Origin of the sequence: Paenibacillus rigui (assembly GCF_002234615.1) — a bacterium.
In the GTDB taxonomy this organism is placed as follows: domain Bacteria; phylum Bacillota; class Bacilli; order Paenibacillales; family NBRC-103111; genus Paenibacillus_S; species Paenibacillus_S rigui.
The window spans coordinates 32,606-57,351 of sequence record NZ_NMQW01000042.1 but is presented as its reverse complement, the minus strand read 5'-3'; the positions used below and the strand labels follow the sequence as shown (position 1 = coordinate 57,351).

Below are 24,746 nucleotides of genomic sequence, written 5' to 3'. Positions count from 1 at the left end.
CGGTCAAAATCCCGGGACAAAGGCGAACGCTTACGCTTCTACAGAACGATTCCGTCCACTCTGCCCGTTTTTCAGTGGCCTCTCCCCAGTACAGCCAGGTTTCCTTTTTCAGTCATTCGATGAAGAACTCCGGGCCTCCATCACCACCGGCGGGTCACCCCGCTTCAGCTTAAGCGAGTAGTAGTGCTCCCCTAACGGGGAACGCTGAAGGCTTTCACTTTCACCAGTTATCGTACATGCCTGCACCCAGGCAGGCAGCTTGACAACCGTGTCCGTATCCCGTTCCGCTATCAGCACCGCCCGGAACATCCCTGCCTCCGTGTCCCACTCCAGCGAAATCGTGCCGGTATGAAATCTCCAGTCAGACAGCCTGCCCCGCTTCCACCGGCCCGGCAGTGCAGGCAGCAGCTTGACAAGGTCCGGCGAAACTTGAAGCAGCAGCTCCTGCACGGCGTTCACCCAGCCGAGATTGGCATCGAGCTGAACCGGTGCCGTCGGCATGTTCATCGATACCCCCATGCCCCGCCAGTCATTGTGCAGCGTGAACAGGTTCGGCAGCAGGCTGGATCTGGATAACACATCAAGGCACTTTAGCGCGCTGTCGCCGTCGCCGAACCGGGCATAGATCGCCGCCATGTGTACAAGCGACCAGCCGGTCTGCGCTCCGATCTCCCGCTTTCTCACCGCAGTCTCAAATGCATGGAACAGCTCAGGGTCCGATTCCTCCGTCACCTCATGTCCCGGAAATACGGGGTACAAATGAGATAAATGCCTGTGGGCGTACCGGTCCTCGAAATCCGGATGGATCCATTCGCTCACCGCTCCGTCATCGTTTACCCGATAAGCCGGGAGACGCTGCAGCAGCTCCTTCCATTGCGCGGCTTCCCCATCTTCTCCATCTTCTCCATCTTCTCCGCCCGCCCACTGATTCGCCTCGATCCAGTGCTGCAGCAGCTCCTTCAAAATCGCCACGTCCATCGTCGCATTGATGGCCGTAGGCATCGGATGCGCGAGCGGCCTGCCATCCGCCGGCATATAATTCAACGGCGTATTTTCCGGGGAGACGGACGGATATAGTTTGTATTCCCCTGTATCGGCATCCGTCACGAGGAAATCCTTATAAAATTGAAGCACCTCCCGCATGAACGGGAGCGCCCGGCGTTCCAGAAACGAAGCGTCCCCCGTAAACCGGGCGTGCTCGTAATAATGCTGTGCGAGCCAGCCGGCAGCCCCGGTCCAATTCAGGATGACCGGTACGATCTGATTCGGCACGCCGACTCCCGCCGTCGTGCCGGCCGGAATATAAATACCTCCGCAGCCGTACAGCTTCCGGGCATTATTCCGAAAGTCGTCCATCAGCGATTCATAATACCGGAACAGCGTCGGAACAAGCTCGCTTAAGCCGCCGACGTGGGCATGCCAGTACATCATCTGGATATTCTCATTAGCCATGTTATGGCTCCAGACCAGACGGTAATCGCCTCCCCACAAGCCGTACAAGCCGAACGGTTCGGCCTGTTCCGCCGTCGAGGTGCCGCTAACGAACAAATACCGCCCGTAGGCCCACATTTTTTGAATCAGCGTCTCGGGGGCCTCCCCTTCATAGGCATCCAGCAACATCCGTTCGCTGGAGCGAACATCAGGCTCACCATCCCCCAGCACAAGAGACGCCGATCGAACCAGCGGCTGATGCAGAGCAGCATGCCGTGTCAGCAGCCGGTCATAAGCATGGCCCAAGCCAGCCTCCCTTTCGTCCTTCGACGCTTCTGCCGGAACCGAAGCCGCTTGCCGAAGCAGACCGGCGAGCTCCTGCTTCAGCCGGGCCCAATCTGCCGTGCGCTGGCCTTGCACGAATACTTTGACCAGGACCAGCACGCGGCCGGCTCCCTTAAAGCGGATCCCCCCATCTGCCGCAGTGGTCTGCCCGCCTTCCGTTACAACCCGCAGCACCGCACCGAAATCGGTGCCGTCATCGTTTGCAGCGGCGTACCAAGCGTAAGCTTCATCGGCTCCTGTTTCAACGGAGCGCTCCAGCTCCTTATACTCCGGCGTATCCGCCCAACGGTCGCTCGGATGAAGCTGCAGGCCGATTTCCCCGGCTGCGCCTTGCCCGCCGTATCCCTCGATCGCATATACTATGCAATCATCGGCTCGGGAAACGAACAGCTTCCGCTTATACCGGCAAGCTCCGTCGGTCCAAGACACTGTAATCTCGCCGCTGTCCATATCCAGCATACGGCTGTACCCGCGGAAAGCATGCTCGCAGGGCATCGTCAGCTTGATCGCGGCCAAAGGGAACCTTGAGGCGAGCTTCGTCCCGTAGCCCCGTTCCTTCAGGGCGTCCGCAAGCTGCCAGCTTGCTTCAAGATATCGCCCTTCATCCATCAGGCTCCGTGTCCGCGCCAGCGTAGAGCTGACATCGGGAAGCTCATCCCTCTGTCCCCAATGCCACAGCTTCGCGTGATTCAACAGCACTGTCTCCTCCTGAACGCCTCCGAAGACGGAGGCGCCAAGCACGCCGTTGCCGGCAGGCAGCGCCTCACGCCACAGATTGCGCCACCAGGAGGCGGGATAGCTCATCATCAGCTTATCCCCGTATTGCTCATTCTTATCTGCCATGGGCCTACTCTCCTTTGACTGCTTCGGTTAAATGGAGTCAACCTTGCTCCCGAAGCCGCTCCAGCTCAACAGCAGCAAGCAGCAGCGGGGCAACGCCCATCAGCACGTCGCTGACAACCTCTTCGCTTAAATAGTATGCGTAAGATCCGTCCCGGTACTTGCGTCCGCCGAGTCCCGCACCGTGGCAGATGGCATGCAGGTGCACACCCTGCTCATCCTCGGTAACGAAGCGTTGCAGAATCCCTTCATAGGCCCGCTCTACGACGCTGCGGTCGATCTCCGCCAAATAATGAAGCCGAATCCCTTTGGCAAGCGCATACGTCAGCATGCAGGAGCCAGAGGACTCCAAATAATTGCCTTCCCGGCCGTTGCAGTCCATCACCTGATTCCAGACGCCGCTTGCCTGATCCTGGGCCCGTACGACCGCTTGAGCCATCCGTTCAAAGATCCCCATCAGCTGACCGCGCTTCGGATGATTGGCAGGGAAATGCTCCAGCGCATCCACCAGCGCCATGGCGTACCAGCCCATCGCCCGTCCCCATACATGTCTCGATCGTCCCGTCACACCGTCGCACCAGCGCTGCTCCCGGCTCTCATCCCATGCATGATGCAGCAGGCCTGTCTGCGGATTTCGCGTACGGCGTTCGACCAGCAGCAGCTGGTGCGCCGCCTCATCGAACCATTCCCGCGCATCGAAAGTGCTTGCATACTCGGCCATGAACGGCGAAGACATATACAAGCCGTCCAGCCACATTTGGAACGGATATATTTTCTTATGCCAATACCCGCCCTCGTCCGTCCGGGGCTGTCCGACAAGCTGGTTGATGAGCAGCTGCGCCGCTTTCTCATATTTCGATTCGCCGGTTTCGCGCCAGAGCCGGAGCAGATGCTTCCCTTTATTGATATGATCCAGGTTATAGTCCTCCAGCGTATAGCCCTGTATCGAGCCGTCCTCCTGGACGAATACGTCCATATGCCGTTTAACTATCTCGTGATAGTGCGGCTCGCCCTGCCAGTCCCCCAGCCGGCTGATTGCCGTAAGCGCCATCCCTGCAACATATCCCCACTTATTGGCGATCTTCGGATGGTAGCCGTCCTGACTTTGCGACAGTATCGTTTCGGCAATCTTCACGGACATCCGTTTGTTCTTCGTGTACAGCACGGAAGCCACCATGGCTTATGCCCCCTTTTCATTAAGATCCTGTAGTAGTAAATAGCGGTAATTGGCTAAAGTCCTCGGGTACATCGACCAGATACAAATTACCGTACCCGTTCTTATCGCTCGTAAACAGCACGCGCTTGCCGTTCGCGTCGAAGCGCGGGTGGGCATGCACCTTCTGCGAATGAAAGCTGCAGCGCAGCTCGCACAGCACCCGCGGTCCATCATAGACACCATCTGCCTTGCGCCAAATACTCAGCGTCTTCACCGCGCCTTTGCCGTCAACAATGGCCTGCCCCAAGCCGTCCGCATAACCGTGCCATGTATCGAAGCCGAATTCCGTTTCCTCGAGTCCTGTATTGTCGTATCGGATGCTGCCGAAAAAATTCGTCCCATTCACGCGGAAGCCGTGGTAGCCGATGGTCACGCCGTCTGGGTAAAAAAATTCATGGCCGACCTTCTCCCCTGGCTCAAACCGTTCACGGATTTTCCATGCGCTGCCGGTACGCAGATCCAGCCCCCAGATGCGATGATCGACCAAATGCCAAGGGCCCTCATGACAAAATGTCAGCAGCCACGGCTCCTTTGACGACGCATTGATATGCGTGATGAACCGATTGGCTTCATAGACCTTTTCCGCACCGCCCTTTTCGGCGTCGATTCGTACGATCATGCTGTGTGGGGCCGCTTCCATCAGCTCCCGGTGCCCGACGTAGCCGTTGCCGAGATCCAGCCGGATGCGGTACGATAGATCCTCCTGCACGCAGGTGCACACATACTTCCCATCGGCGCAAGCGCTGACATTGCCCAGGTGGTATCCTTGGGGCGCTTCATATACAACGGTTTCGTCATAATGCTTCAGATCCAACCGGATCAGCTGCCTCCCGAGCTTGACGAAGGCCGCACTCCCATCCGGCAGCAGGCATGCGTCGAGCTGATCGTTGTCGTTGTAATCGGTCAGCTGTGTCATCAGACCGCTTTCGACGTGCATACTGTACAGGTTCGTGCTGTTGCCGCGGTCCGAGACGAAGAGCAGCCGCTGCTCTCCGTCATACCAACCGCTTTCGGTAAAATATAAATGATGGCTATGCGCCTTGTAATCCGTCAGCTGCGTTACTTCCAGGCCTGTGAACCGGTCCGTCGCCGTTTTCCGTTCCGAGAGCCATATTTTCCCCTTCGCCATGCTATCGCCTCCCAAAGTCATTTTTGACCTGATCCCCCCGGCGAGCCGGGGGGATCGGTCTCTTTTCCTACAGCCAAGGCTTCAAGCCTTCCCATTTCACACTCCAGCTGCCATCCTGCGGAAACCCGGGGTTTTGCGCCTGCGAGCCGCCTTCCCAGCCTGCCGCCATCATGGCGATGGCTGTCAATACCCCGCCATTCCCCGGCAGGTATGCCGACAACCCTGGACGCTGGTAATTGTGCCCATTGGTCAAATAAGTGTTCTTCGCAGCATCCATGAGCAGGAAATCTACCGCCAAATCCGGCTCGCCGAGCCGGGCTGCCGTCATGGCGCACATCGGGAAGTCCCAGCCCCAAGCGGAGCCCCACTTCCATACCTCCTTGACCTTCAACAGCGTATTGAGCATAACGTCGCGGTCTATCCTTGTTCCGGGCAGTATGCCCAGCGCGCCGAGCATCGAGGGATGGTCGTGGTTTTTGGCAGTAAACGTATCCGGGCACAGCTCGTGGGCAAGATACACGCCTTCGGCTTGCGGCGGCTCAGCCATCGCCCCGGCAACCTCCGCCCATTTCGGATCAGGCGTTTCCTGCAGACGCTCGGCCCAGCGCACCGCAATCTCAAGTCCGTACTTCCAATACTCGAGCTCATATGGCGGATTTTTACTGCCCGCCAGCGGATGGCATTCCTGGGCCGGAATCAGCGGAGGACCGAGATCGTAAACCCGCTTCGTTTCATCCCAATGTGCGAATGAAACCATGAAATCGGCCGAGGCGTACACAATCTCGCGGAACCGCTCCAGCAGCTCCTGCGTCGGCTCAGCCTTGTAGCAGAGCTCCGCGAGCGCAATCGGGTGCGGCTGCTGCCAGATCAAGCCGGGCGCCACAGGCGACGGGCAGGGCTTGCCCTCGAAGTCGACCATTTTCGGCCAACGGGCCCCTTCATAGCCTTGAGACTGCGCTAGATCGAAGGCAACCGGCAGGATACGGGTGTACCAATCCATGCTCCTCAGCAGAATGTCCTCCCGTCCCCACAGCGGGAAGTGCGAGGCATGCCACCAGTGCATCTCCAAGTGGGCCTTGCCGAACCAGCTGTTATACATCAGTCCCGTCTCCTGCGGCGGCAAGGAGCCTCCGCTGTGCATTGCGCACAGAAACTGCGACAGCACGACGCGCCGTTCCAGCTCGTAAGCCCGCGGATCGGAGCTGCCCGAGAAATCGATCGCCGCTCCGCTCAGCCAGAACTTCTCCCAATGGAGCGAGCTTGCGGTAATCATCTCGTCAACCGATGCGAGCTGAGGTGATTTGGGGGCAAAGCCTATCGAGAACTGAAGCGAATCGCCCTCACCTGCGGACGGAAACAGCGTGAACTCGTGTGCTCCCGTCCGTTCAAGACGGCCCGCACTCCAGGTCCAGCGCGCCTCATACGCGTCTTCATCCATCGTTCGCTCCAGCAGAGCACCGTTATCGCTTCCTTCACGAAGCTCCGTCCGGTGTCTGTCGTCGTGATCCCAGTCGGGGAACACCGCCTTGGCCCAGCTCGTGTTCGTCATATCCGGCGCCGGGAAGCGAACGAACACCTGCAGCCTGCCTTGCCCGATCAGTCCCGATGCGACCCGTACGCCAATTGCATCGCTGGAAGGATCGCAGACCGTCTTCACATGAACCGGTATACCCTGCACGGTATATTCGCTTGTCAGCACCCCCGTCCACAGATCGAGCTTCTGACTGATGTTGGCTACATCCCCAGCCTCCGCCGTTTCCCCCGATTCCAGCAGGAATCGAAAAGAGATGCGGCCCAGCTGCAGCCGGTGCGGGTTCATCCGCAGCCAGTGATAGGCTTCCGCTTTATCCCCGGGCTTCATCGGGTATCCGACCAAACGACCGTGCGTTTCGAACATCTGGTATTCGGCGTCCTGATCCGTAAATTTCCCGTGACCGCCCGTATAATGCCAGCCCCAGTTGGACTGTGTGCCGAGCGGTACCTCATATTGCTCCGGGAACGTCTGCAAGCCGGTGATGTCGGCGCTGAACGCAAATTCGCCATTTCCTACGGAGAAAGGGGACAAGGGATCCCATTTGTGCAATTCCGGATTATGCCGCTGTACAATTTTTTTTCTGTCCATAGGTTCGTCTCCTTAAGCTCATATCGCAGCCGGACGCCATACGGCCTACTCCAGCATCGCGTCCATCCTGGTTCTCATCATATCCCGGTACTTGCCCGGGGTAATATCCTTGAATTTGCGGAAGCTTCGGATGAAGCTGTTCTCGTGCTGATAGCCGACCATGACGGCGATATCCGAGATCCTGTATTCCGTCTTCACCAGCAGCTCGGCGGCACGCTCCATACGGAGCCGGGTCAAGTAATTATAGATGGTCTCCCCCGTCTCCTGCTTGAAAATCTGACTCGCCAAGCTGCTGCTGATCCCAACCTCATCGGCAATCTCTGGAATGCCGATCGGCTCGCTCAGATGCTGCTTCATATGCTCGATCATGCGGTGGCAGGTCATGAAATCCTTGCTGTCAATAAGTCTGCGGAAGCGCTGCACAAGCGGCAGGACGCGTCTGCGGAGCTCCTCTTGAATGTCATCCAGATGGAGCGTATCGAACCGCTCGAAGGTCCGGTCGGAAGCGTCTTCGTCCTCCGCCAGCCGCAATCGGTCAATGCGCTCCAGCGCTGACCGAAGAAACGAAAGGGCCGCAGACGGGTACCCGTACTGCTTTCGCACCTCGGCAACCAGACGTTCGATCGCCTCCAGTGAGCCGGATTCCTGGCCGGATTCGATCTGCCGCAGCAGCTCCTCCAGCCAGCCCTCGTCGGCAATCGCCTCCCTAACCTCGTGACCCGACACCTCATGAAAGGGAATCATCTGGCCATACCCTTGATACAGACGGTAAGTAAGCGCATTCTCCGCTTCCAGCATCGCTTGGCGCAGCTGGGTTATCTCCGTCTGAGCCGTGCTGACGCCGACCGATACGCTGAACTTGAGCAATCTGGCAACGACCTCGATGGATTCCTCCAGCATGCGCTCAGGCCGCATCCCGGCATCGCGGGGCTGAACCAGTATGGCCATCTTGTCTTTGCCGAAATCGGCACAGACGACCCGCCACTTTTGCTCGAACAGCTCGGCGACAATGTTGGCCATCGCAAATTTTAACAAGGACTGATCGCCGCCGGAGAAGGTCCGCGACCATTCCTCGTACCGGTCGATCGAGATGATCGCTACGGTAACCGGCTCAGCCGACCAATCGCCGAAATAGCGGGCCCACTTCTCCTCGATCTCCCGGCGGCCCGGCAAGTTGCCGGTATAAATATCATAGAGCAGCTTGGAGGACGCCTCCGACATCGTCTCACGTACGAGCTGGGACAAGTGGGCGTGGTTGCTGAGCAGCTCTCCGGCCAGCTTCTCCAAATCGATGCCCTCGGGACTCGCGTTCTTGCGCTCATAAGCGCTGAACAGCTGCCTCAGCCTGCGGACCGGCCGGAACGCGGCGACATTAATATAGAATATGGTCGCGCTGCCGAGCGCAAGGGCCGCCAAGGATACGGACAATACGACATTGCGGACCTTCTTGGACTTCGCCAGCAGACTGTCCTGCACCACGATCGAGACGTATTTCCATCCCGTCACAGGGGAGACCAGCTGATTGACCAGCAGCTGGCGGTTCTGGTGTGTAATATCTCCGCTGCCGTCCTCGCGCAGCTCGACCAGAGCCTGCCGTATCGCTTCTTGATCGAAATCGTAATTCGAAGCGGAGTACAGGATGTCATCCCGCTCATCGATGATATAGCGCATCCGGTTCAGATTGTTCATGACCGGAGGGTTCAGCTTGGCGAACAGCTCCTCCGCCTTGAGATTGACGGCGACGATGCCCTTAAACTGTCCTTGAAGCATGATCTTGCGGAACAGCGTCACATCGGAGCCCTTGCCGGCGGCCCCCTCCGGCACCTGACGCTTCTTGATCACGGTCATCCGGTCACCGAATTCGTCGGCCACGCCGATCCATTCGGAGTCGATGAAGTTCATCTTGCTCGAGCTGTAGCCCTGAGGAATGGCCACGAAGCTCCCTCTTGTCATGTCATAGACATAGATGCTCTTGATATACTTGGAATTGCTGATCAGGGTGGACAGCAGCTGATACAGCTCCGAAATGTTGCCGTATGAATTCTGCTCCCGCGTGGTCAGAAACTTATAAACATTATCGCTCAATGCCACCTGAATGGCGGCTTTGTCACTTTCTTTGATAGAATCGTCGATGACGTTCATGTTCAACTGCAGCATTTGGCGCTGCGGCTCACTCAGCTCCTCCTGCAGCACCGACTTCGACGTATAGTAGGAGGTGAGACTGACGGCCAGTATAATAAAGAACACCGAAACGGTTAAAATGAGTACGAACCGGGTTTGCGTATTCGCTAAATTGTATTTCAGCCACTTTTTGAGGGAATGCGTCACGTTGGAGGTCCCACCTTATCAGGAGATCTTAATATTATAGCGCGATCCGGCCCTGGTGACACGCCCTGTCCCGCATTCCTTGCCCCGTACTGTTTCAGCCCTTGCTGTCCAAGCTGTCCAGCATCGCCTGCGTTTCGATCCCTGCCAGAAGGACGATTCCGATGCCGTGCGTATCATTCAGATTCCAGCCCAGGTCATGCTTATAGTAAGCATTCGAGTAGGACCAGCTGGAGCCCTTGCATACGCCGTACAAATTGCCGTGCTTATCAATAACACGCTCACATAACCCGCTCCAGCCTGCCAGCACCGCTCTCACGAAGGCTTGAGGCTCTTGCAGCCAGCCGTGACGCACACCGAGTGCGAAGCCGTATATGAACATCGACGTGCACGACGCCTCCTCGTACGATTCTGGATCGGTCAGCACCTGATGCCACAAGCCATGACGGCCCTGCAGCCTCAAGTATCCGCCGGCCAATTCCCGGTAAAAGCCGAGAATGTCCCGGTAGCTCTCATGCACCTCCGGCAGTACGGACAGCAGCACCGCCAGTGAGAAGAACACCCACCCGTTGCCCCGGCCCCATGTCGTCAGAGACGCTTTGCCTTGGCCCACATCATAGACATGGGACATGATTTGCCGGTCCGCCATGTATAAATATTTTTTGTACAGCAGCAGCTGGCGGGCGGCTTCCTCTACATAGCGCATCTCCCCGGAAAGCTCGGCGTAACGGCATAAAAAGGGAACGCTCATATACATATCGTCGCACCACATCGTATTGTGCATGCTGGGGGAGACCCCGATCCGGCGGTAAAGCGTCCCATCGTCCAAACGGTCCTGCACGTTCATGATGTAATGGGCAATGTCGTCGGTGACCGCACGCGAGCCTTTCAGCGGGCGCACCCGATCCGCCAGGATGGCAAGAGCCCCGAAGGAGCCGCAGTCATCCAGGCTGTCGATATGGGACAGCTGATTGTTCAAGCCGGCCGCGCCAAAATGCTCCCGGTCCCATAGCGAGTAGTCGTACGTGGAGGTCGCGAACTCGACATGGCGGGTTACGTAATCCGCCAGTTCACTGCGCTTCAGCAGCCGGCTTGTTTCCAGCAGCCCGAATAAGGTAACGCCAAGCGGATAGTTCCAACGGCCGAACAGCTCGTTCTCGAGAAACGGACGGACATGCCCCCCAGGCTCCTCCGTCTTCCAGAACACCTTGCCTGAAGCTCCGTCAGCCACGGTATCCATGCTCATATACTCCTCGGCACGCACCTCGGCTTCGGCGGAAAAAGGCCCCAGGTGCAGCCACACACCCGAATAGCCGCGAACCTTGACCGGGACGGCCAACGCTTGCTGCGTCAGCTCCGCATTCAGCTGAAAGCCCCAGCCCCTGCTGCCGCACGTGCTGTAGGCCGTCAAATGGCCGCCTTGCTGCCACGCTTCCAGTTGAAAACTGAACGGGGCGGCGCACCCGATTTCGAAGACCGTCCGGCCGTTCCATTCAAAGGTTACGGGGCCGTAGGCGGTTCCCGATACAGTTAGGGGGTCTGACAAGGCCAGGCCGCCCCGGACCTTCGTCCACGAAACGGCCTTTAAGCCGGGCCGCAGGCCGTAAAGCCGTTCCAGGCGCCCTTGCCCTCCGCCTGCCCGAAGCGGCAGCCATGCGGCTTCTGTTGCCGCTTCCGTCTGCGTTCCAGCCGGAATGTGCCTTAGCGGGCGGTCAAGCGGAGCCGTATAAATCCAGCCTTCCTCTCCTTCCCGTTCAGTGGACGGGGCGAGGAAGGCATACGGCTTGTTCTTGCGGTTTCCCGTTCCGAATTCGGCTCCGCTGCGGCCGTCTGCGCTTTTGCCCAGCTCCAGCACGAAGTGATTCCACCCCCGGACGAGTCCGATCTTCAGCTTCAGCGGCTGCGCATCCGCCGCTTCCTCCTCCGGGGCCGAGCCGAAGCGTTGTTCCCCGTTGTGATATAATCGGACCGGACCGAGACAGCGAAGCAGAAACACGAATTCGTGGGGCTGATCGATCCACAGCTTGGCCCATGCATAAACCCGCTGGTCCGTACGCATGTCCGGAAACATGCGGTCCATTGGAAATGTATACGTGTGGTTCTCCAGCTTTCGGATTTCATTGGTCCGCGTCATCCGGTACACCGGTTCATGAGGCGGATGCTCACCGACGTAGCGTTGGGCCATCACATTCAGTACACGGGGGATGTCCGTCCCACCCGTTTGGGCTGCCATACTTTCCTCCGGGTCGAAATATCGGGTATCCGCTGCCGTCATTGTCCCTCTCCTCCTTTGCCGCTCAAGCTAAGAGCCGGCTGCCGCAAGCCGCCGCCCAGCACTTCTTCGATTGGGACCGGACGATGCTCCTTCACCGAGCGCCATACCGCTTCCCCGGTCGCCACCGAATACGCTCCGTCCACGGCGCCGGATAACATCCGGAAGGGCCGGCTGCGGTCCTCGCCCAGAAACAAATCCTCCAGCAGCAGCGGGTCTCCCCCGCCGTGCCCGCCTTCCCGATGCACGACATGGATCGTTTCCTTGGAGCCGAACAATGGGAAGTAATCAATGGTCTGCACCGGCGTCGGGAACGGGGTGCGGCCCGGCATATGATATTCCGTGGTCTCCAAGCGTCCCTTCGTGCCGTTGATTGCCAGCCGGTACCCTTCGTACGGCAGCGAGAAATTGACCGAATAGCTGAGCAGAGCACCCCCATCGTAACGAACGGTCGCGGTATACGTGTCCTCGATATCGATTTGCGAATCGAAGATGCATTGATCCGGGCGGTAATCGGAGTAAGGAAACTTGCTCTTCTCCGCATCCAGCGAACCGAGATGATCGTCCTGCACACGAATATTTTGGCTGCGTGCGTTCCAGCGGGAGTAATAAGCACAATCCTGCGTCAGCTCACAGGTACTGCAGAAGCGGCCGTCCTCCTTCCTCGGGTTCGCTTCCCCTTCCGCCCCGTAATAATTCAAGGCGCCGTAGGCGAACGCCTCGACCGGCTGCTGCCCGATCCACCAGTTTACCAGATCGAAATGGTGCGTGGATTTATGGATGGACAATCCTCCCGACAGTTCCCTGACCCGATTCCAGCGTTTGAAATAACTGGAGCCGTGATATGTGTCCAGGTACCAATTCAGGTCGATCGACGTAATCCGGCCGAGCTTGCCCTCGAGAACCATTTCCTTGATCTTCGTATGAATCGGCGCATAGCGGTAATTGAATGTAACCGTGACCGAGCCTTTGCTTGCCTGTTCCGCTTCCATCACGCACCTTGCGTCCTCGCCCGTCGTCACCATCGGCTTCTCCGTAATGACGTCCAAATCCTTCCCGAGCGCCGCGATGATATAGCGGGCATGCGTATCGTCGCGTCCGGCGACGATGATGACGTCGGGCCGCGTCTCTTCAACCATACGGTCAAAATCGTGCTCTCCGTAGGTGGGGACCTCCGTATGCTCCGGATATCTCGTACGGAACAGCTCGAACCGGGCCTCGTCCCGATCCAGCAAGCCGACGAGCTCGCAGCCCGCCGTAAACGTCGTCAGAATCGGCTTGGCGAACATCCCCAGCGCCCGGCCGCTTACCCCGCAAATGGCATATCTCTTTTTCATAAGCTACCTCCCTTTCCACACGTTCACTGATTTCGTTATTCCCCTGCAGCTTCAAGCTTTCTCAGCGCGTCAGGGCCCGCAGCAAACTAAGCAGGTTCTGCTGCGGACCTCGCACCATCTTATTGCTTCACTTTTGCATACCATTCCTGGACGCGCTGCGTGACTTTGTCGCCCCCGGCTTTGTTCCAGCGGTCAACGAACTCGTCAAACTTGTCGATCGGCCAATCCCCAATGACGATTTTGGTTAAATATTCCTGGAACAGCTTGTGCGATTGAATATCCGGATAGCCCTCGTACACCGTACTCGGCAGACCGTCTCCGGCGATACGGCGCGCATCGGCCGTGCTTACTGCGAAAATATCCTGAACCATCTTCTGCATATTCTCCGGAATCGTTTCCTGAATCCGGGTGTCCATGTCCTGCTTGGTCGTCAGATTGCGCATACCGAGCGCTAACGGACGGCTGTCCTCCGGCGGCAGCAGCACCTTTTTCCCGTTCACGACCTGATGCTGAAGCCCTTCAATCCCGAAGTTGATAAACTCCTTGTTGTTCTGATCGTAGAAAAAGTCGAGCAGCTTCAAGGAGGCTTCCGCCTTGTTCTTGGCCGCGGCAGGAATGATCCATTCCGGCTCGCCCATGCTCTTCATCGTTACAAAGCCTTGGAAGCCGTCTACCTTAGGCATCGGCATGCCCACGATATAAGCGTTCGGCGCTCCCTTCAGCATCGCAGTATACCGGTCCCGGACATTGGCCGGGAGATGGTACCAGCTGCCGATCAAATTGTTGTTGATCTTCGCCTGCCACACGTCCCCCTTGTTCAGGAACGTCTCGTTATCCAGCAGCTTCTCCGCATACAGCTCGCGGATAAAGCGGATCGCGGCCTTCATATTCGGCGTGACGCCCGCATATTGGATTTTGCCGTCGTAGATATCCCACTCCGGGTTCCCTTCCCACATCGCGATCCCGTACATCCCGAACAGGTGGTCCATCCACTTGCCGAATTCCCGGCCCGAGGTCGGCAACTCGTCTTTTAGCCCGTTGCCGTTGGGGTCCTTGTCGCGGAACGCCCGCAGCACTTCCTTATATTCCTCCGCCGTCTTCGGAAGGGGCAGGCCGACCTTATCCAGCCAATCCTTGCGGATCATCGGCGCGCGCTCGGGAACGAGGAACACCTTCGGCACATAATAAATGTGGTTGTCCGGCGAAGCCGAACGAACAATATCCCACGCTTCTTTGGGAATGTTTTTCCATACATTCGGCGCGTATTTCGGAAGCAGATCGTCTAACGGCAGCGCGCCTCCCTGCTTGATCAGCGTTTGCTCAATGCCGCCAATCGGACGCAGAATATCCGGCAAATCGTCCGAGGCAATCATCAGGTTAAGGAACTCTGTCGGCTCCGAGCCTGGCGGGGTCGTCGTGAGCTTGTATTCTACGCCGGTCTTCTCGGCTACATATTTGACATGCGCGTTATTCGAATCAGGGATCGAGCCGACGCCCATGTGGCTTTTGAATACTTTGACCTGCACGGGCTTGCCATCCTTCCCCCCGCCTTCCGAAGCCGACTTATTGTCCCCCGATGAGGTACAGCCCGCAAGTGCGGTAACTGCAAGCAGTGAAGCAGCGGCGGCCGAGGCGGCGGCTTTTTTTCCAAAAACATGTTTTCTCATCTGTAAATCCTCCCTTTTTTTAAGCACTGTGTGCGGATAAACGGTTCAAACGGTGAAGCGCCAGCATGGCGGCTTCTGATGGGGCCTATTCCTTGAGCGAGCCCAGCATAGAGCCTTTGACAAAATATTTTTGCAGGTAAGGATACACTAAAATAATCGGTATCGTCGCGAACAGAATCGTCGCCGCTTTCAGTGTCGTCGTATTGAAATCATAATCGCCGAGAACCAGGTTCACTGCTGCCAGCTCCTCAGGCGATTGCAGGTAAGCGCGAAGCTTCATTTGCAGCGGCCATTTGTTCGGATCGCGAATGAACAGCACCGCCCGTTGAAACGTATTCCAATACCCTACCGCATAAAACAGACTGACGGTCGCAAGCACCGGCTTGGACAGGGGCAAATAAATCCGGAACAGAATGCCTGCATCGGTACAGCCGTCAATCCGGGCAGAATCGTCCAGCTCCGCGGGAATCCCCATAAAAAACGTCCGGATAATGATCATGTTAAACGTCCCGATCAAGCCTGGTAAAATAAGCGCCCACAGCGAGTTCATCATGCCGAGCTCCCGAACTGTAAGGAAAAAGGGGATCATCGGCGCATTGAAGATCATCGTGATGATAATGCCAAGCATGATCGGCTTGCGGATCAGAAATTCCTTGCGGGCTAACGGAAACGCTGTCAGCATCGAGAACAGCATGCTAAGCAGGGTCCCGATAACCGTGATATAAACCGTTACGCCGAAGGAGCTCCAGAGTCCTTTATTTTGAAAAATGTGCTCCCAGGAGCCCCACGTGAATTCTACAGGAAGTAGAAACACATGATTCGAATCCGCGGCGATCGGCGAGCTGAGCGATACGGCCAGCAAATGGACCAACGGCATCAGCATCGTTCCGGCTGCCGCAGCAAGGAATACATAGTTTACTGCTTGAAAAAGCTTCTCTCCGTATGTTTGCTTCATCACCACAACCCCTGTTCTGCTTTTCGCGCCATCCGGTTAAAGATCCACAGCAATGTGAAGCCTATCACCGACTGGAACAGCCCGATGGCCGTAGAAACGCTGTATTGTCCCTGCAGCACGCCTGAGCGGTACACGTACGTCTCAATAATATCGCCGACCGAATACGTCATAGGCGTCAGCAGATTAAAGATCTGATCGAAGCCAAGCTCCAGAAAGTTTCCGATATTCAGCAGAAACAGCACCAGAATCGTCGGGAACATAGTAGGCAGAGTAATGTGAATGGTCTGCTTCCACCGGTTCGCCCCGTCCATCACGGCCGCCTCATACAGATTCGGATTGATGCCGGCAATTGCGGCGAGATAGATGATCGTCCCCCAGCCGACGTCCTTCCAAATGCCCGACAAGACGACAATGGTTCGAAAATATTGCTGCTGCTGCATAAATAATATCGGTTCGAGACCTAACCAGCCGCGGACCATATTGGCCACACCCTGGCTGGAGAGCAGTTCGAACACGATGCCTCCGACAACAACCCAGGATAAGAAGTGAGGCAGGTAAAACAAGCTCTGCACGACTCTCTTGAACAACATGAGCCTCACTTCATTGAACAGCAGCGCCAGTAGGATCGGGGCCGGGAATCCGAACAAGAGATGATACAGGGCGATGGTCGCCGTGTTTCTCAATACATGGTAGAAATCCTGGTACGTAAAGATGAACTTGAAATTGTCCAGCCCTACCCAGGAGCTTCCCAGCATACCCTTGAAAATTTGATAATTTTGAAAGGCAATGACGCTCCCCGCCAATGGCACGTACTTAAAAATAAGGTAATAGACGATCCCGGGAACGATCATTAAATACAGGATCCAGTGCTTTCGCATATTTGCGAAATACCGGTTTTGCGCAGACCTCGTATGTTTCGCCGCTTGATCTGCCATGCCGGAATTTGTTTCAGTATACGGGTTTGCCACTACCGCAAGCCTCCTTCGCATCTTGTAGGGCCATCTTACCTGCAGGGGCGCTGCCATGACAATCGTTCAATCCTCCAGCCAATGAACCGATTCGCGATAGGGATGCTTTTGCAGGATGTGAGGGTCCGATGGAGAAAATGATGCTCCGCGCTGTCTGCCGCCTGCTGTATAAACTGCGCCGGAGGCCGCTTAAATCATGCAGCAGACCTCTATGGAGGAATTGTTTATCGGATAGAGCATCGGTTCATTCCCAAGCTTACCGGCCCCTGTCTACGTGAACAGCAAAAAAACGACCTGCACTCCAACTAGGAAATGCAGGTCGCTGCTGTATATTTTCAATATGGATCGATCCTGTTTTCGTTCTAATTATTGCCCCATCCCTTTGGCCGGGGCTGCTGCCGATCGCAGGCTCCGGTACGTAAAGGAGCAGACAATCGCGACAACGACGACGGCCGACATCCCCCAGAATACGTTCGCGTAAGCGTTAGGGAGCGGAAGGTCCTTTTGCCATACCAGCGCACTGCCGGTAACCGCCACACTGAATGCGCCGCTGAAAAACTGTATCAGCTGGAACAGCCCCATCCCCGCTCCGACCTCCTCCTTGGAGAGGCGCTGTGACATTTCGTTGGACACGCTGGTCGTCAAAGCGGTGAAGCCGATGCTCATCAGCATATAGATCAGCATGATCGCGTAGATGGTGCTGCCTGCGAATAAAGCGAACAGCACAGCCGAGGCCATAATGAACCAGGAGGCATATTTTACGAAAATGCCGTTACCGAAGCGATCGATAATTTTGCCGATCTGATTGGAAGCGATCATGGACAGCAAAGCCCCCGGGAAAATGATGAGCCCCGATTGACCCGGCGTCAGCTGGTACAGATGGGCCAAAATCTGCGGCATCAGAAACAACGTTGCAAAATTGTTGAGGTACGATACGACACCAAGCGCACTTAAGGTCATATAAGGCTTGTTGCGAAACAGCCCCGGTTGAACGAACGGGCTCTCCGCCCGGTGAATCCGCAGCCAGAACAAGTACAGCGCAGCGAGGCCGATCACCAGCAGCACCCACAGGCGCGTTGTCAAAAACAGCAGCATCGCGGTCGTTCCGATGCCGATCAGCACCGCTCCGGCGAAGTCGAAATTCACTTTCTGCGACAGCTCTTTGGGCAGGAGCCGGAAAAAGACCGGTGCCAGGAACAAGACGATGCCCGTCACAGCAAATAAGTAGTTCCAGCCCATGTATTGAATGACGACACCGCCGATGACGGGGCCTAGCCCAAGCCCGAGGGAGCTGGCGGACATCACCATGGACATCGCTTTGCCGCGGCGCTCCGCAGGGATAAAGCGCGTCAGCAGCACGATGCCCAGGGCAGGAACCGAGGCGGCTCCCGACGCTTGAATGAGCCGCGCGGTCAGCAGCAGCGCAAAGTTATGGCTGAAGAAGCCGAGAATCGAGGCGCCGCCGAGGGACAGGAGACCGACCATCATTAATGTACGTATCGGCAGATAATCGGACAACCGGCTGTACGTGATGGAGGAAATGGCGAACACAATGGAATAGCCCGTTACAATCCAGGACGAGGAAATCGAGGAGAGCCCGAATTGCAGCGCCACCTGGGGAAGCGCAAGATTAAACATCATCGTATTCATGACGACCATAATAACCGTAATAGCTAAAAGACCCGTAACCAGGCCCTCTTGAAAGCCCTGCTTCTGAAGACCGGACGCAGGGGACGCGAGTTCGTTGTTCATAGTACCTCCTTGAAAACGGAATCATTTTGATAGTTCTAATATTATCGAACAATTGAAGTATAACACCCCATATGTTACAATTCAATCAAAACTTTGGAAATAAAAGGTCTTTTTAGGGAGGCTTACTTTGAAAATTTTACATCATCCCCACCGAGACGATATCCATTTAAGTTCTGTCCTTTATGCGCTGAGCGATCCGATTCGGCTTGGTATCATCAGCGTTCTGGCTCAGACTGGCGAGCAGCCCTGCAACTATTTTTGCGTACCGGTAGCCAAGTCGACGCTGTCCCATCATATCCGAACCCTGCGGGAGGCCGGTGTCGTCTTTGTCCGCATCCAAGGCACGCAGCATTTCGTTACCATTCGCCGCGCCGATATGGACACCCGCTTCCCTGGGCTGCTGGACGCCGTGCTCGGGGCCGCTTCCGATGCGGCGGACTTTTCGGCCGACCCTTCTTCCCCGTCCGACGGCGTGACGTAACAATAGTCCGCCTGGCCAGGCTGCCGCAATGCCTATAGAACCGATGTGCTTCCATTCTATAACATAGAAAAAAGCCGTGAGTCTGCCATCGTCCCGTACGCAGCATCTCCCGGCTTTTTTCCTATGTTGACTTCATTATACCGCCAGCTTCTTATCCAAAATCTCATAAATATCGGTATGCGCGTAGGCATGGGCTTCGGCAACCGCTTTGCAGGCTACTTGTCCGCAAATCACATTAATCCCTTTGGCTAAAGCTTTATTGTCCAAGGCCGCCTGCCGGAAGCCTTTGTTCGCAATCTGCAGGCCGTAAGGGACCGTCACATTCGTCAGCGCAAGCGTCGAAGTTCGGGCTACGGCTCCCGGCATGTTGGCCACCGCATAATGAACAACCCCGTGCTTCTCATAGGTCGGCTGGTCGTGGGTGGTGATCCGGTCGATCGTCTCGATGGAGCCCCCCTGATCAATCGCCACATCGACAATGACGGAGCCTGGGCTCATTTGCTTCACCATCGCTTCCGTCACGAGACGCGGAGCCCGCGCCCCGGGGATCAGAATCGCGCCGATGACGAGATCCGCCTGCCTTACCGCTTCCATGATGTTATACGGGTTCGACATCACGGTCTTGACCCGCCCCTGGAACAGGTCGTCCAGCTGACGGAGACGGTCCGCGTTAATATCGACAATCCGGACGTCGGCACCGAGACCGACCGCCATTTTGGCGGCATTGGTGCCGACAATGCCACCGCCGATGATAGCAACCTTCGCCGGCTCCACGCCAGGGACGCCGCTCAGCAGCACCCCTTTGCCTCCATGGGCCCGTTCCAGAAAATGCGCGCCGATCTGGATCGACATCCGCCCGGCCACCTCACTCATCGGCATCAGCAGCGGCAGGCTGCCGTTATCCAGCTGGATCGTCTCGTAAGCAATCGCCGTCACCTTGCTGTCGACCAAGGCCCGGGTCAGCTTCAATTCCGGGGCGAGATGCAGGTACGTATATAAAATGAGTCCTTCGCGGAAATAGCCGTACTCCTCCGGCAGCGGCTCCTTCACCTTCACGACCATGTCCGCAGACCACGCTTCTCTCGCGCTGGACACGATTCGGGCACCTGCGCCCAAATAATCCTGATCCGTAAATCCGATGCCGTACCCGGCATTCGTCTCCACCCATACCTCATGCCCGGCCTGGTGAAAAGAGGCCGCCGTGCTGGGTGTCAGTCCGACCCGATGCTCATTGTTTTTAATTTCCTTCGGTACGCCTATAATCATAACGGCTTCACCTCTTCCATAGTTTGTTTAAGTGCTGCGAGGAGGAAATCCACATCGTCGTCGGTAGAGGAAAGCGGCGGAGCAATCGTTAATACATTATTGAAGCCTGCTACCGTATCTCCGTTTTTTCCGATCAGGAGTCCCTTCGCCTTACAGCCTGCGATGATTTTCCCTACGGCCGCCAGAGGCAGCGGTTCCTTCGTCTGCTTATCCGCAACAAGCTCGATGCCAAGCATGAAGCCGAAGCTGCGCAAATCGCCTGTGAACGGGTGCTGCAGCAGCTCCGCCGTCTGCTCCTCCAGCCGCTGTCCAAGCGCGCGAGAGCGTTCTACCAGCCCTTCCCGCTCCATGATCTCGAGATTTTTCAAGGCGAGAGCGCAGGCGGCGGGATTGCCGCCGAACGTATTGATATGGCGGAAATGGTCATACGCTCCGGCACCTTTAAACTGCTCATAGATGTCCTTGCGCACCGCCGTGGCGGACAGCGGCAAATACCCGCTCGTCAAGCCTTTGGCCATCGTCACGATGTCAGGCTTGATACCGAAATTCATATGCCCGAATTTCTCGCCCGAGCGGCCGAAGCCGCAGATCACCTCGTCGATGATCAACAGCACGTTGTGCTTCACGCATATGCGCTGCACCTCCGGCAGGTACGACGGATGAGGCACCAGGATGCCTCCGCCGGTAATCGCAGGCTCCACGATGACGCCGGCAATCGTTTCCTTGCCCTCCCACACAATCTTCTCCTCGATCTCGCGGGCGCAGAACAGGCTGAAAGCCTCCGCGGACATGCCCTCCGGGCGTCTGTAGCTGTCCGGCGGGCGGACATGCAGGAAGCCCCCGCCGAGCGGCTCATACATATACTTGCGCTGCGCCTGCCCTGTTGCTGCCAGCGCCCCCATCGAGCTGCCATGGTAGGCACGGTAGCGTGAAATAAACTTATACCGGCTGGGCTCTCCGTTTTGCTGGTGATATTGGCGGGCTATTTTAAAAGCAGTCTCGTTCGCGTCAGAGCCGCTGTTCGAGAAGAAAATGACATACTCCCCTTCCAGCCACTCATTCAGCTTCTCCGCAAGCTGAATCGCAGGCCGATGGCTCTGGGTGAGCGGGTAATAAGCGAGCGCCTTCAGCTGCTCGTACGCCGCTGCCGCCAGCTCCTCCCGGCCATAGCCGACATTCACGCACCACAGTCCGGACATCCCGTCCAAGTAACGCTTGCCTGTGCTGTCCGTAATCCAGGAGCCCTGCCCTCCCGTGACAACCATCGGGGGGACTTGTTCATTGTAGGGAGACATCGCATGCCACAAATAGTCCCTGTCCTTCGTGACCCAATCCTTCGTTTCGTCGTTCCCTGCCATGGACAATCCTCCTCGAATCTCGGCTTCATTCCTTCCTTACTCACAAGTATAGGGCGCGCTTCCATTGTTTTCTTTAGACATAATGTTAAAAGTACCGGCGTTACTTTTTACCATTTCCTTACCTATGGGATAAAACCTGCCATGAACCCTGGTCGTTTCTCCCCAATTGGCTTTGATGGGGGCTTTCTCATATGCAAAAAGGACTCGAGGTAGCACCCCCGAATCCTTAGCCTACAATCACATAACAATCCCGTTTGACGCCTCTATACATTCAACAATTGATATGCCCTCAAAGCAACCTGCAGCGCCAGACGCTTGTCCGGCGACATGTAGTCCTCGCCCAGCAGCTCGGCAATTTTGTCCAGCCGGTAATACAGGGTTTGTCTGACAATAAACAGCTTTTGCGCCGCCACCTGCTTGGAAGCATCGTGATCCAGATACACCTGCAGCGTTCGAAGCAGCTCGCCGCCCTTGTTCTGATCGTACTCGATCAAGGGGCCTAACTGGCTCCCGACAAAAGCCTGCAGCATCGTCCGGTCATGAATATGAAACAGCAGCTGGAACACGCCCAGCTCATCAAAGAACAAGACTTTCTTCTCAAAGCAGGTGTACAGCACAAGCGCCTGGATCGCTTCCTGATAGCTGACCGGCGCGTTCATCAAGCCTGTATAAGCAATGCCCACTCCGATCAACAGCCGTTCTCCCCCAAATGGCTCCGACGCATGGGTAAGGAGCAGCGAGTCAAACACCTGCTGCAGTCTGGTCTTGGCCCCGGAACGCTTCACACTCAGGTCGATAGCGACGACAACGAGCCGGTTGTTTTTGATCGTGATGAGCGGGTAAAAGGAATGCTGCGCCAGCAAGGGGCGAAGCACCATCGACAAATGGATGCCCGCAGTCATCGATTCCTGCCCTTCCTCTGCCGGCTCCTGCGAAGGCTCAAATTCAATCAGGCACACGTGCAGGCTCCCTTCGTTCAGCCTCTTGAACTCCGTCCCCATGAACGACTTCAGCTGCTCCTCATCCTTCAGCCGGGAATGCAGCAGGTCGTCAACCCACAAGTTTTCCGTGTACAGCTTTTGCTCGTCGATGTACCGCTTACGGAGCAAATCCTGTGCAATCGACAGCGTTGCGGAGTCGAGTATCAAATAATCGTATTCCTGCGGCCTTCGGGCGAGCACCATCGCAACATAAGCCCATGTTTTGCCGAGCGCCCCGGCGGGCTGTACGATGACGGTCTGCTCCTCGTAGTCCAAATGATACGGAAAACGGTCGGTTTCCTCGGCCTCAAGCCTCCTTAGGGAAGCTTGCAGAAATTCCACCAGCAGGGACTGCTTCGTCTTCGGCAAAGCCGGTATGCCAACCGCCTGCCCCGTCGTAGGCAAATAGATCACCTGCGATTTCGTGCTCGTGTGAAGCAGCTTCAACACGTTGGAGGTACCCTGTGAGGTTAAAGTGAGCCGATGGAATTCCCTCGACACCCTCTCCAGCTCCTGCAATGTTTTATGATGCGAATTAATAATGAAGGAATGCACGTCTTGCGTAATATCAACAAACCGGACAGACCCGGGAAAAATAATCAAAGGAAATTGATGCTTCTCAGCCGCTTCAATCATTGCCTCAGGCACCGCGTTCAAATACGCTCCCAGCTCGATCACAAGACAGGAGACATTTTGCGCAGCCAGCCGCTCCACATAGCTGACGCCGACCGCAGGGTCGGATTGGAAAGAAATACCCGTCGTCAAAATCATTTCTTCCCCATGCACCAGTTTATCGAAATGAGACACTTCAAGAATATGTATCCACCGAACCTGGCGGTTCAAGCCGCCTTCCCCGGCCAAAACGCATGCCTGGGCAAAGAGAGGCCGCTGCAGCACATCCTGAACGGTAAGTATAAAAGCCGAATCCATGTACCTCCCCCTTCCACCGGATATTCTACGGCCCCGGTTCTCGGCACCGTTTTTCCATTGCTATGGCATTTTGTTATCTATAAAGGCTTCTGCAGCTTGTCATTGGGCATCGTTGTGGAGATCACGGGGGACAGCCGGGCCTTTCCAAGCATCCAGTACGAAAGCACCGCTGTCACGCAGCCCAGCGCTCCGACAATGACAAAGCCTTCCCGAAGCGTCAGCCAATCTCCGGCCGCGCCCATAAACAGCGGTCCTATAAACATGCCCAAGCCGTATATCGCCTGATAAAATCCCATCGCAGTCGCCCTTTTTCCCGTATCCATATGCTTGATGCTTAACGACATTAATACCGGGGACGTGAAGCCGCGGCCAAACCCTGCGATAGCCTGCGTCAGAATTAACAGCCACAACGCCTGCGTGAAAGGAATGAGCACCGTAAACACGCCGGTCAATATAAAGCCCACAATAATTACCTTCCTCTCCCCGAGCCGGCGCGCGATATACCGCCCTCCGACCCATGCAGCAATCGCCGTAGGCAGGGTAGAGCCGAAGGTCAGCAAGCCCATATCCAGCTTCGTCGCGCCAAGCGATTGGGCGTACACGGGAGTGAACCCGAAGACGGTGGCGAAGGTAAGAATCTGAAACAGGATGGCCAGAAAGGATACGATCAGCAGCGTACGATCCCCTGCAACCTGAATAACCCCCTCCATCGTCAATTTCGGGGCATGATCCTCGAACTTCTCTACGATAAACAAAGCGCCGAGCATCCCGATAAAACCGACCGCAGCGCCGATCCAGAAGGCGGACTCCCAGCCGTAATGGTCTGCGAACCAGCCGCCGCACAGAATGCCCAGCATCTGACCGACCGAATTGTACATGGAGATGGTGCCCATAGCTTTGGTCGTCTCCTGTTTAGGATAATAGCTGGCAAACAAGATGGTAAAATCAACCCAGGTCGCTGCGGCGGCTCCCGCTATAATCCTCAGAAACAAGATCCAGGTCAGGTCTTGGGTCAGCAGGATGCCTACACCCGAGAAGACGGAAAAAAGCAGACCCGCGATAATAAATATTTTACGTTTGTGGATGCGGTCGGAGACAACGCCAACGGGAATCCGCAGCAGCATCTGGCTGAGTCCGTACATCCCGACGATGACACCGGCCAATTGACTGGACGATCCCAGGTCCATAACGTATGCCGTCAGGATCGGCACGCACGTATACATTGAAAACCAAAACAGAAGCGTCACACCGCAAAATAAGGGAATGCGGTAGCTCGATTGATCCGATATGGGATGCATAGGGTCTCCTTTGGCTGGAAAACGTTTTCTAGAGCAAGCGTCCCTTCTATTTTAACGCTAAACCTGCGGTTTGA

General features: G+C 56.4%; 16 protein-coding genes. 1 reads left to right on the top strand and 15 read right to left on the bottom strand.

Features of this window, described 5'->3' with window-relative positions; genetic code table 11:
- Nucleotides 1-108: 108 nt before the first annotated feature.
- From CF651_RS24785 to CF651_RS24735, 11 genes are all read right to left on the bottom strand, one after another.
- Nucleotides 109-2,619 carry a glycosyl hydrolase family 95 catalytic domain-containing protein gene (locus tag CF651_RS24785; protein ID WP_094017570.1) on the bottom strand — a complete coding sequence of 837 codons (2,511 nt, stop codon included), beginning with the start codon at nt 2,617-2,619 and terminating at the stop codon, nt 109-111.
- A gap of 37 nt (nt 2,620-2,656) precedes the next feature.
- The gene (locus tag CF651_RS24780; RefSeq protein ID WP_094017569.1) at nt 2,657-3,793 is read right to left on the bottom strand and encodes a glycoside hydrolase family 88/105 protein; all 1,137 of its coding nucleotides are present in this window, start codon (nt 3,791-3,793) and stop codon (nt 2,657-2,659) included.
- Nucleotides 3,794-3,812: 19 nt separating this feature from the next.
- Nucleotides 3,813-4,961 (bottom strand): oligogalacturonate lyase family protein, encoded by a 1,149-nt coding sequence (locus tag CF651_RS24775; protein ID WP_094017568.1) that lies wholly within the window; start codon nt 4,959-4,961, stop codon nt 3,813-3,815.
- Between the two features lie 67 nt (nt 4,962-5,028).
- Nucleotides 5,029-7,083 carry a glycoside hydrolase family 65 gene (locus tag CF651_RS24770; protein WP_094017567.1) on the bottom strand — a complete coding sequence of 685 codons (2,055 nt, stop codon included), beginning with the start codon at nt 7,081-7,083 and terminating at the stop codon, nt 5,029-5,031.
- A 45-nt stretch (nt 7,084-7,128) separates the two neighbouring features.
- Nucleotides 7,129-9,411 (bottom strand): helix-turn-helix domain-containing protein, encoded by a 2,283-nt coding sequence (locus CF651_RS24765; protein WP_094017566.1) that lies wholly within the window; start codon nt 9,409-9,411, stop codon nt 7,129-7,131.
- A 94-nt stretch (nt 9,412-9,505) separates the two neighbouring features.
- The gene (locus tag CF651_RS24760) at nt 9,506-11,683 is read right to left on the bottom strand and encodes a glycoside hydrolase family 88/105 protein (protein WP_094017565.1); all 2,178 of its coding nucleotides are present in this window, start codon (nt 11,681-11,683) and stop codon (nt 9,506-9,508) included.
- Complete coding sequence (locus tag CF651_RS24755) at nt 11,680-13,017, bottom strand: Gfo/Idh/MocA family protein (RefSeq protein WP_094017564.1); 1,338 nt, start codon at nt 13,015-13,017, stop codon at nt 11,680-11,682. The genes CF651_RS24760 and CF651_RS24755 overlap by 4 nt, the downstream gene beginning before the upstream one ends.
- A 119-nt stretch (nt 13,018-13,136) precedes the next feature.
- Nucleotides 13,137-14,684 carry an extracellular solute-binding protein gene (locus tag CF651_RS24750; protein WP_094017563.1) on the bottom strand — a complete coding sequence of 516 codons (1,548 nt, stop codon included), beginning with the start codon at nt 14,682-14,684 and terminating at the stop codon, nt 13,137-13,139.
- 85 nt (nt 14,685-14,769) lie between these two features.
- Nucleotides 14,770-15,639: a carbohydrate ABC transporter permease gene (locus CF651_RS24745; RefSeq protein ID WP_094017562.1), complete on the bottom strand. Its 870-nt coding sequence runs from the start codon at nt 15,637-15,639 to the stop codon at nt 14,770-14,772.
- Nucleotides 15,639-16,574, bottom strand: coding sequence for an ABC transporter permease (locus CF651_RS24740; protein ID WP_094017574.1), 936 nt, complete (start codon nt 16,572-16,574; stop codon nt 15,639-15,641). Before CF651_RS24740 ends, CF651_RS24745 begins: the two co-directional genes overlap by 1 nt.
- Before the next feature lie 399 nt (nt 16,575-16,973).
- Nucleotides 16,974-18,359 carry an MFS transporter gene (locus CF651_RS24735; protein ID WP_094017561.1) on the bottom strand — a complete coding sequence of 462 codons (1,386 nt, stop codon included), beginning with the start codon at nt 18,357-18,359 and terminating at the stop codon, nt 16,974-16,976.
- Between the two features lie 127 nt (nt 18,360-18,486).
- Here CF651_RS24735 and CF651_RS24730 point away from each other — a divergent pair, with 127 nt between their 5' ends.
- Entirely contained in the window at nt 18,487-18,840 is a 354-nt protein-coding gene (locus CF651_RS24730; protein ID WP_094017560.1) for an ArsR/SmtB family transcription factor, read from the top strand.
- 135 nt (nt 18,841-18,975) lie between these two features.
- Here CF651_RS24730 and ald read toward each other — a convergent pair whose 3' ends face one another.
- The 4 genes from ald to CF651_RS24710 all read right to left on the bottom strand — a co-directional run bounded on the left by ald (nt 18,976) and on the right by CF651_RS24710 (nt 24,672).
- Nucleotides 18,976-20,106, bottom strand: a complete 1,131-nt coding sequence (gene ald / locus CF651_RS24725) for an alanine dehydrogenase (RefSeq protein WP_094017559.1) — start codon at nt 20,104-20,106, stop codon at nt 18,976-18,978.
- The gene (locus CF651_RS24720) at nt 20,103-21,464 is read right to left on the bottom strand and encodes an aspartate aminotransferase family protein (RefSeq protein ID WP_094017558.1); all 1,362 of its coding nucleotides are present in this window, start codon (nt 21,462-21,464) and stop codon (nt 20,103-20,105) included. Before CF651_RS24720 ends, ald begins: the two co-directional genes overlap by 4 nt.
- 263 nt (nt 21,465-21,727) lie before the next feature.
- Nucleotides 21,728-23,374 (bottom strand): PucR family transcriptional regulator, encoded by a 1,647-nt coding sequence (locus CF651_RS24715; RefSeq protein WP_094017557.1) that lies wholly within the window; start codon nt 23,372-23,374, stop codon nt 21,728-21,730.
- A 77-nt stretch (nt 23,375-23,451) separates the two neighbouring features.
- Nucleotides 23,452-24,672: an MFS transporter gene (locus CF651_RS24710; RefSeq protein WP_094017556.1), complete on the bottom strand. Its 1,221-nt coding sequence runs from the start codon at nt 24,670-24,672 to the stop codon at nt 23,452-23,454.
- Nucleotides 24,673-24,746 lie beyond the last annotated feature (74 nt).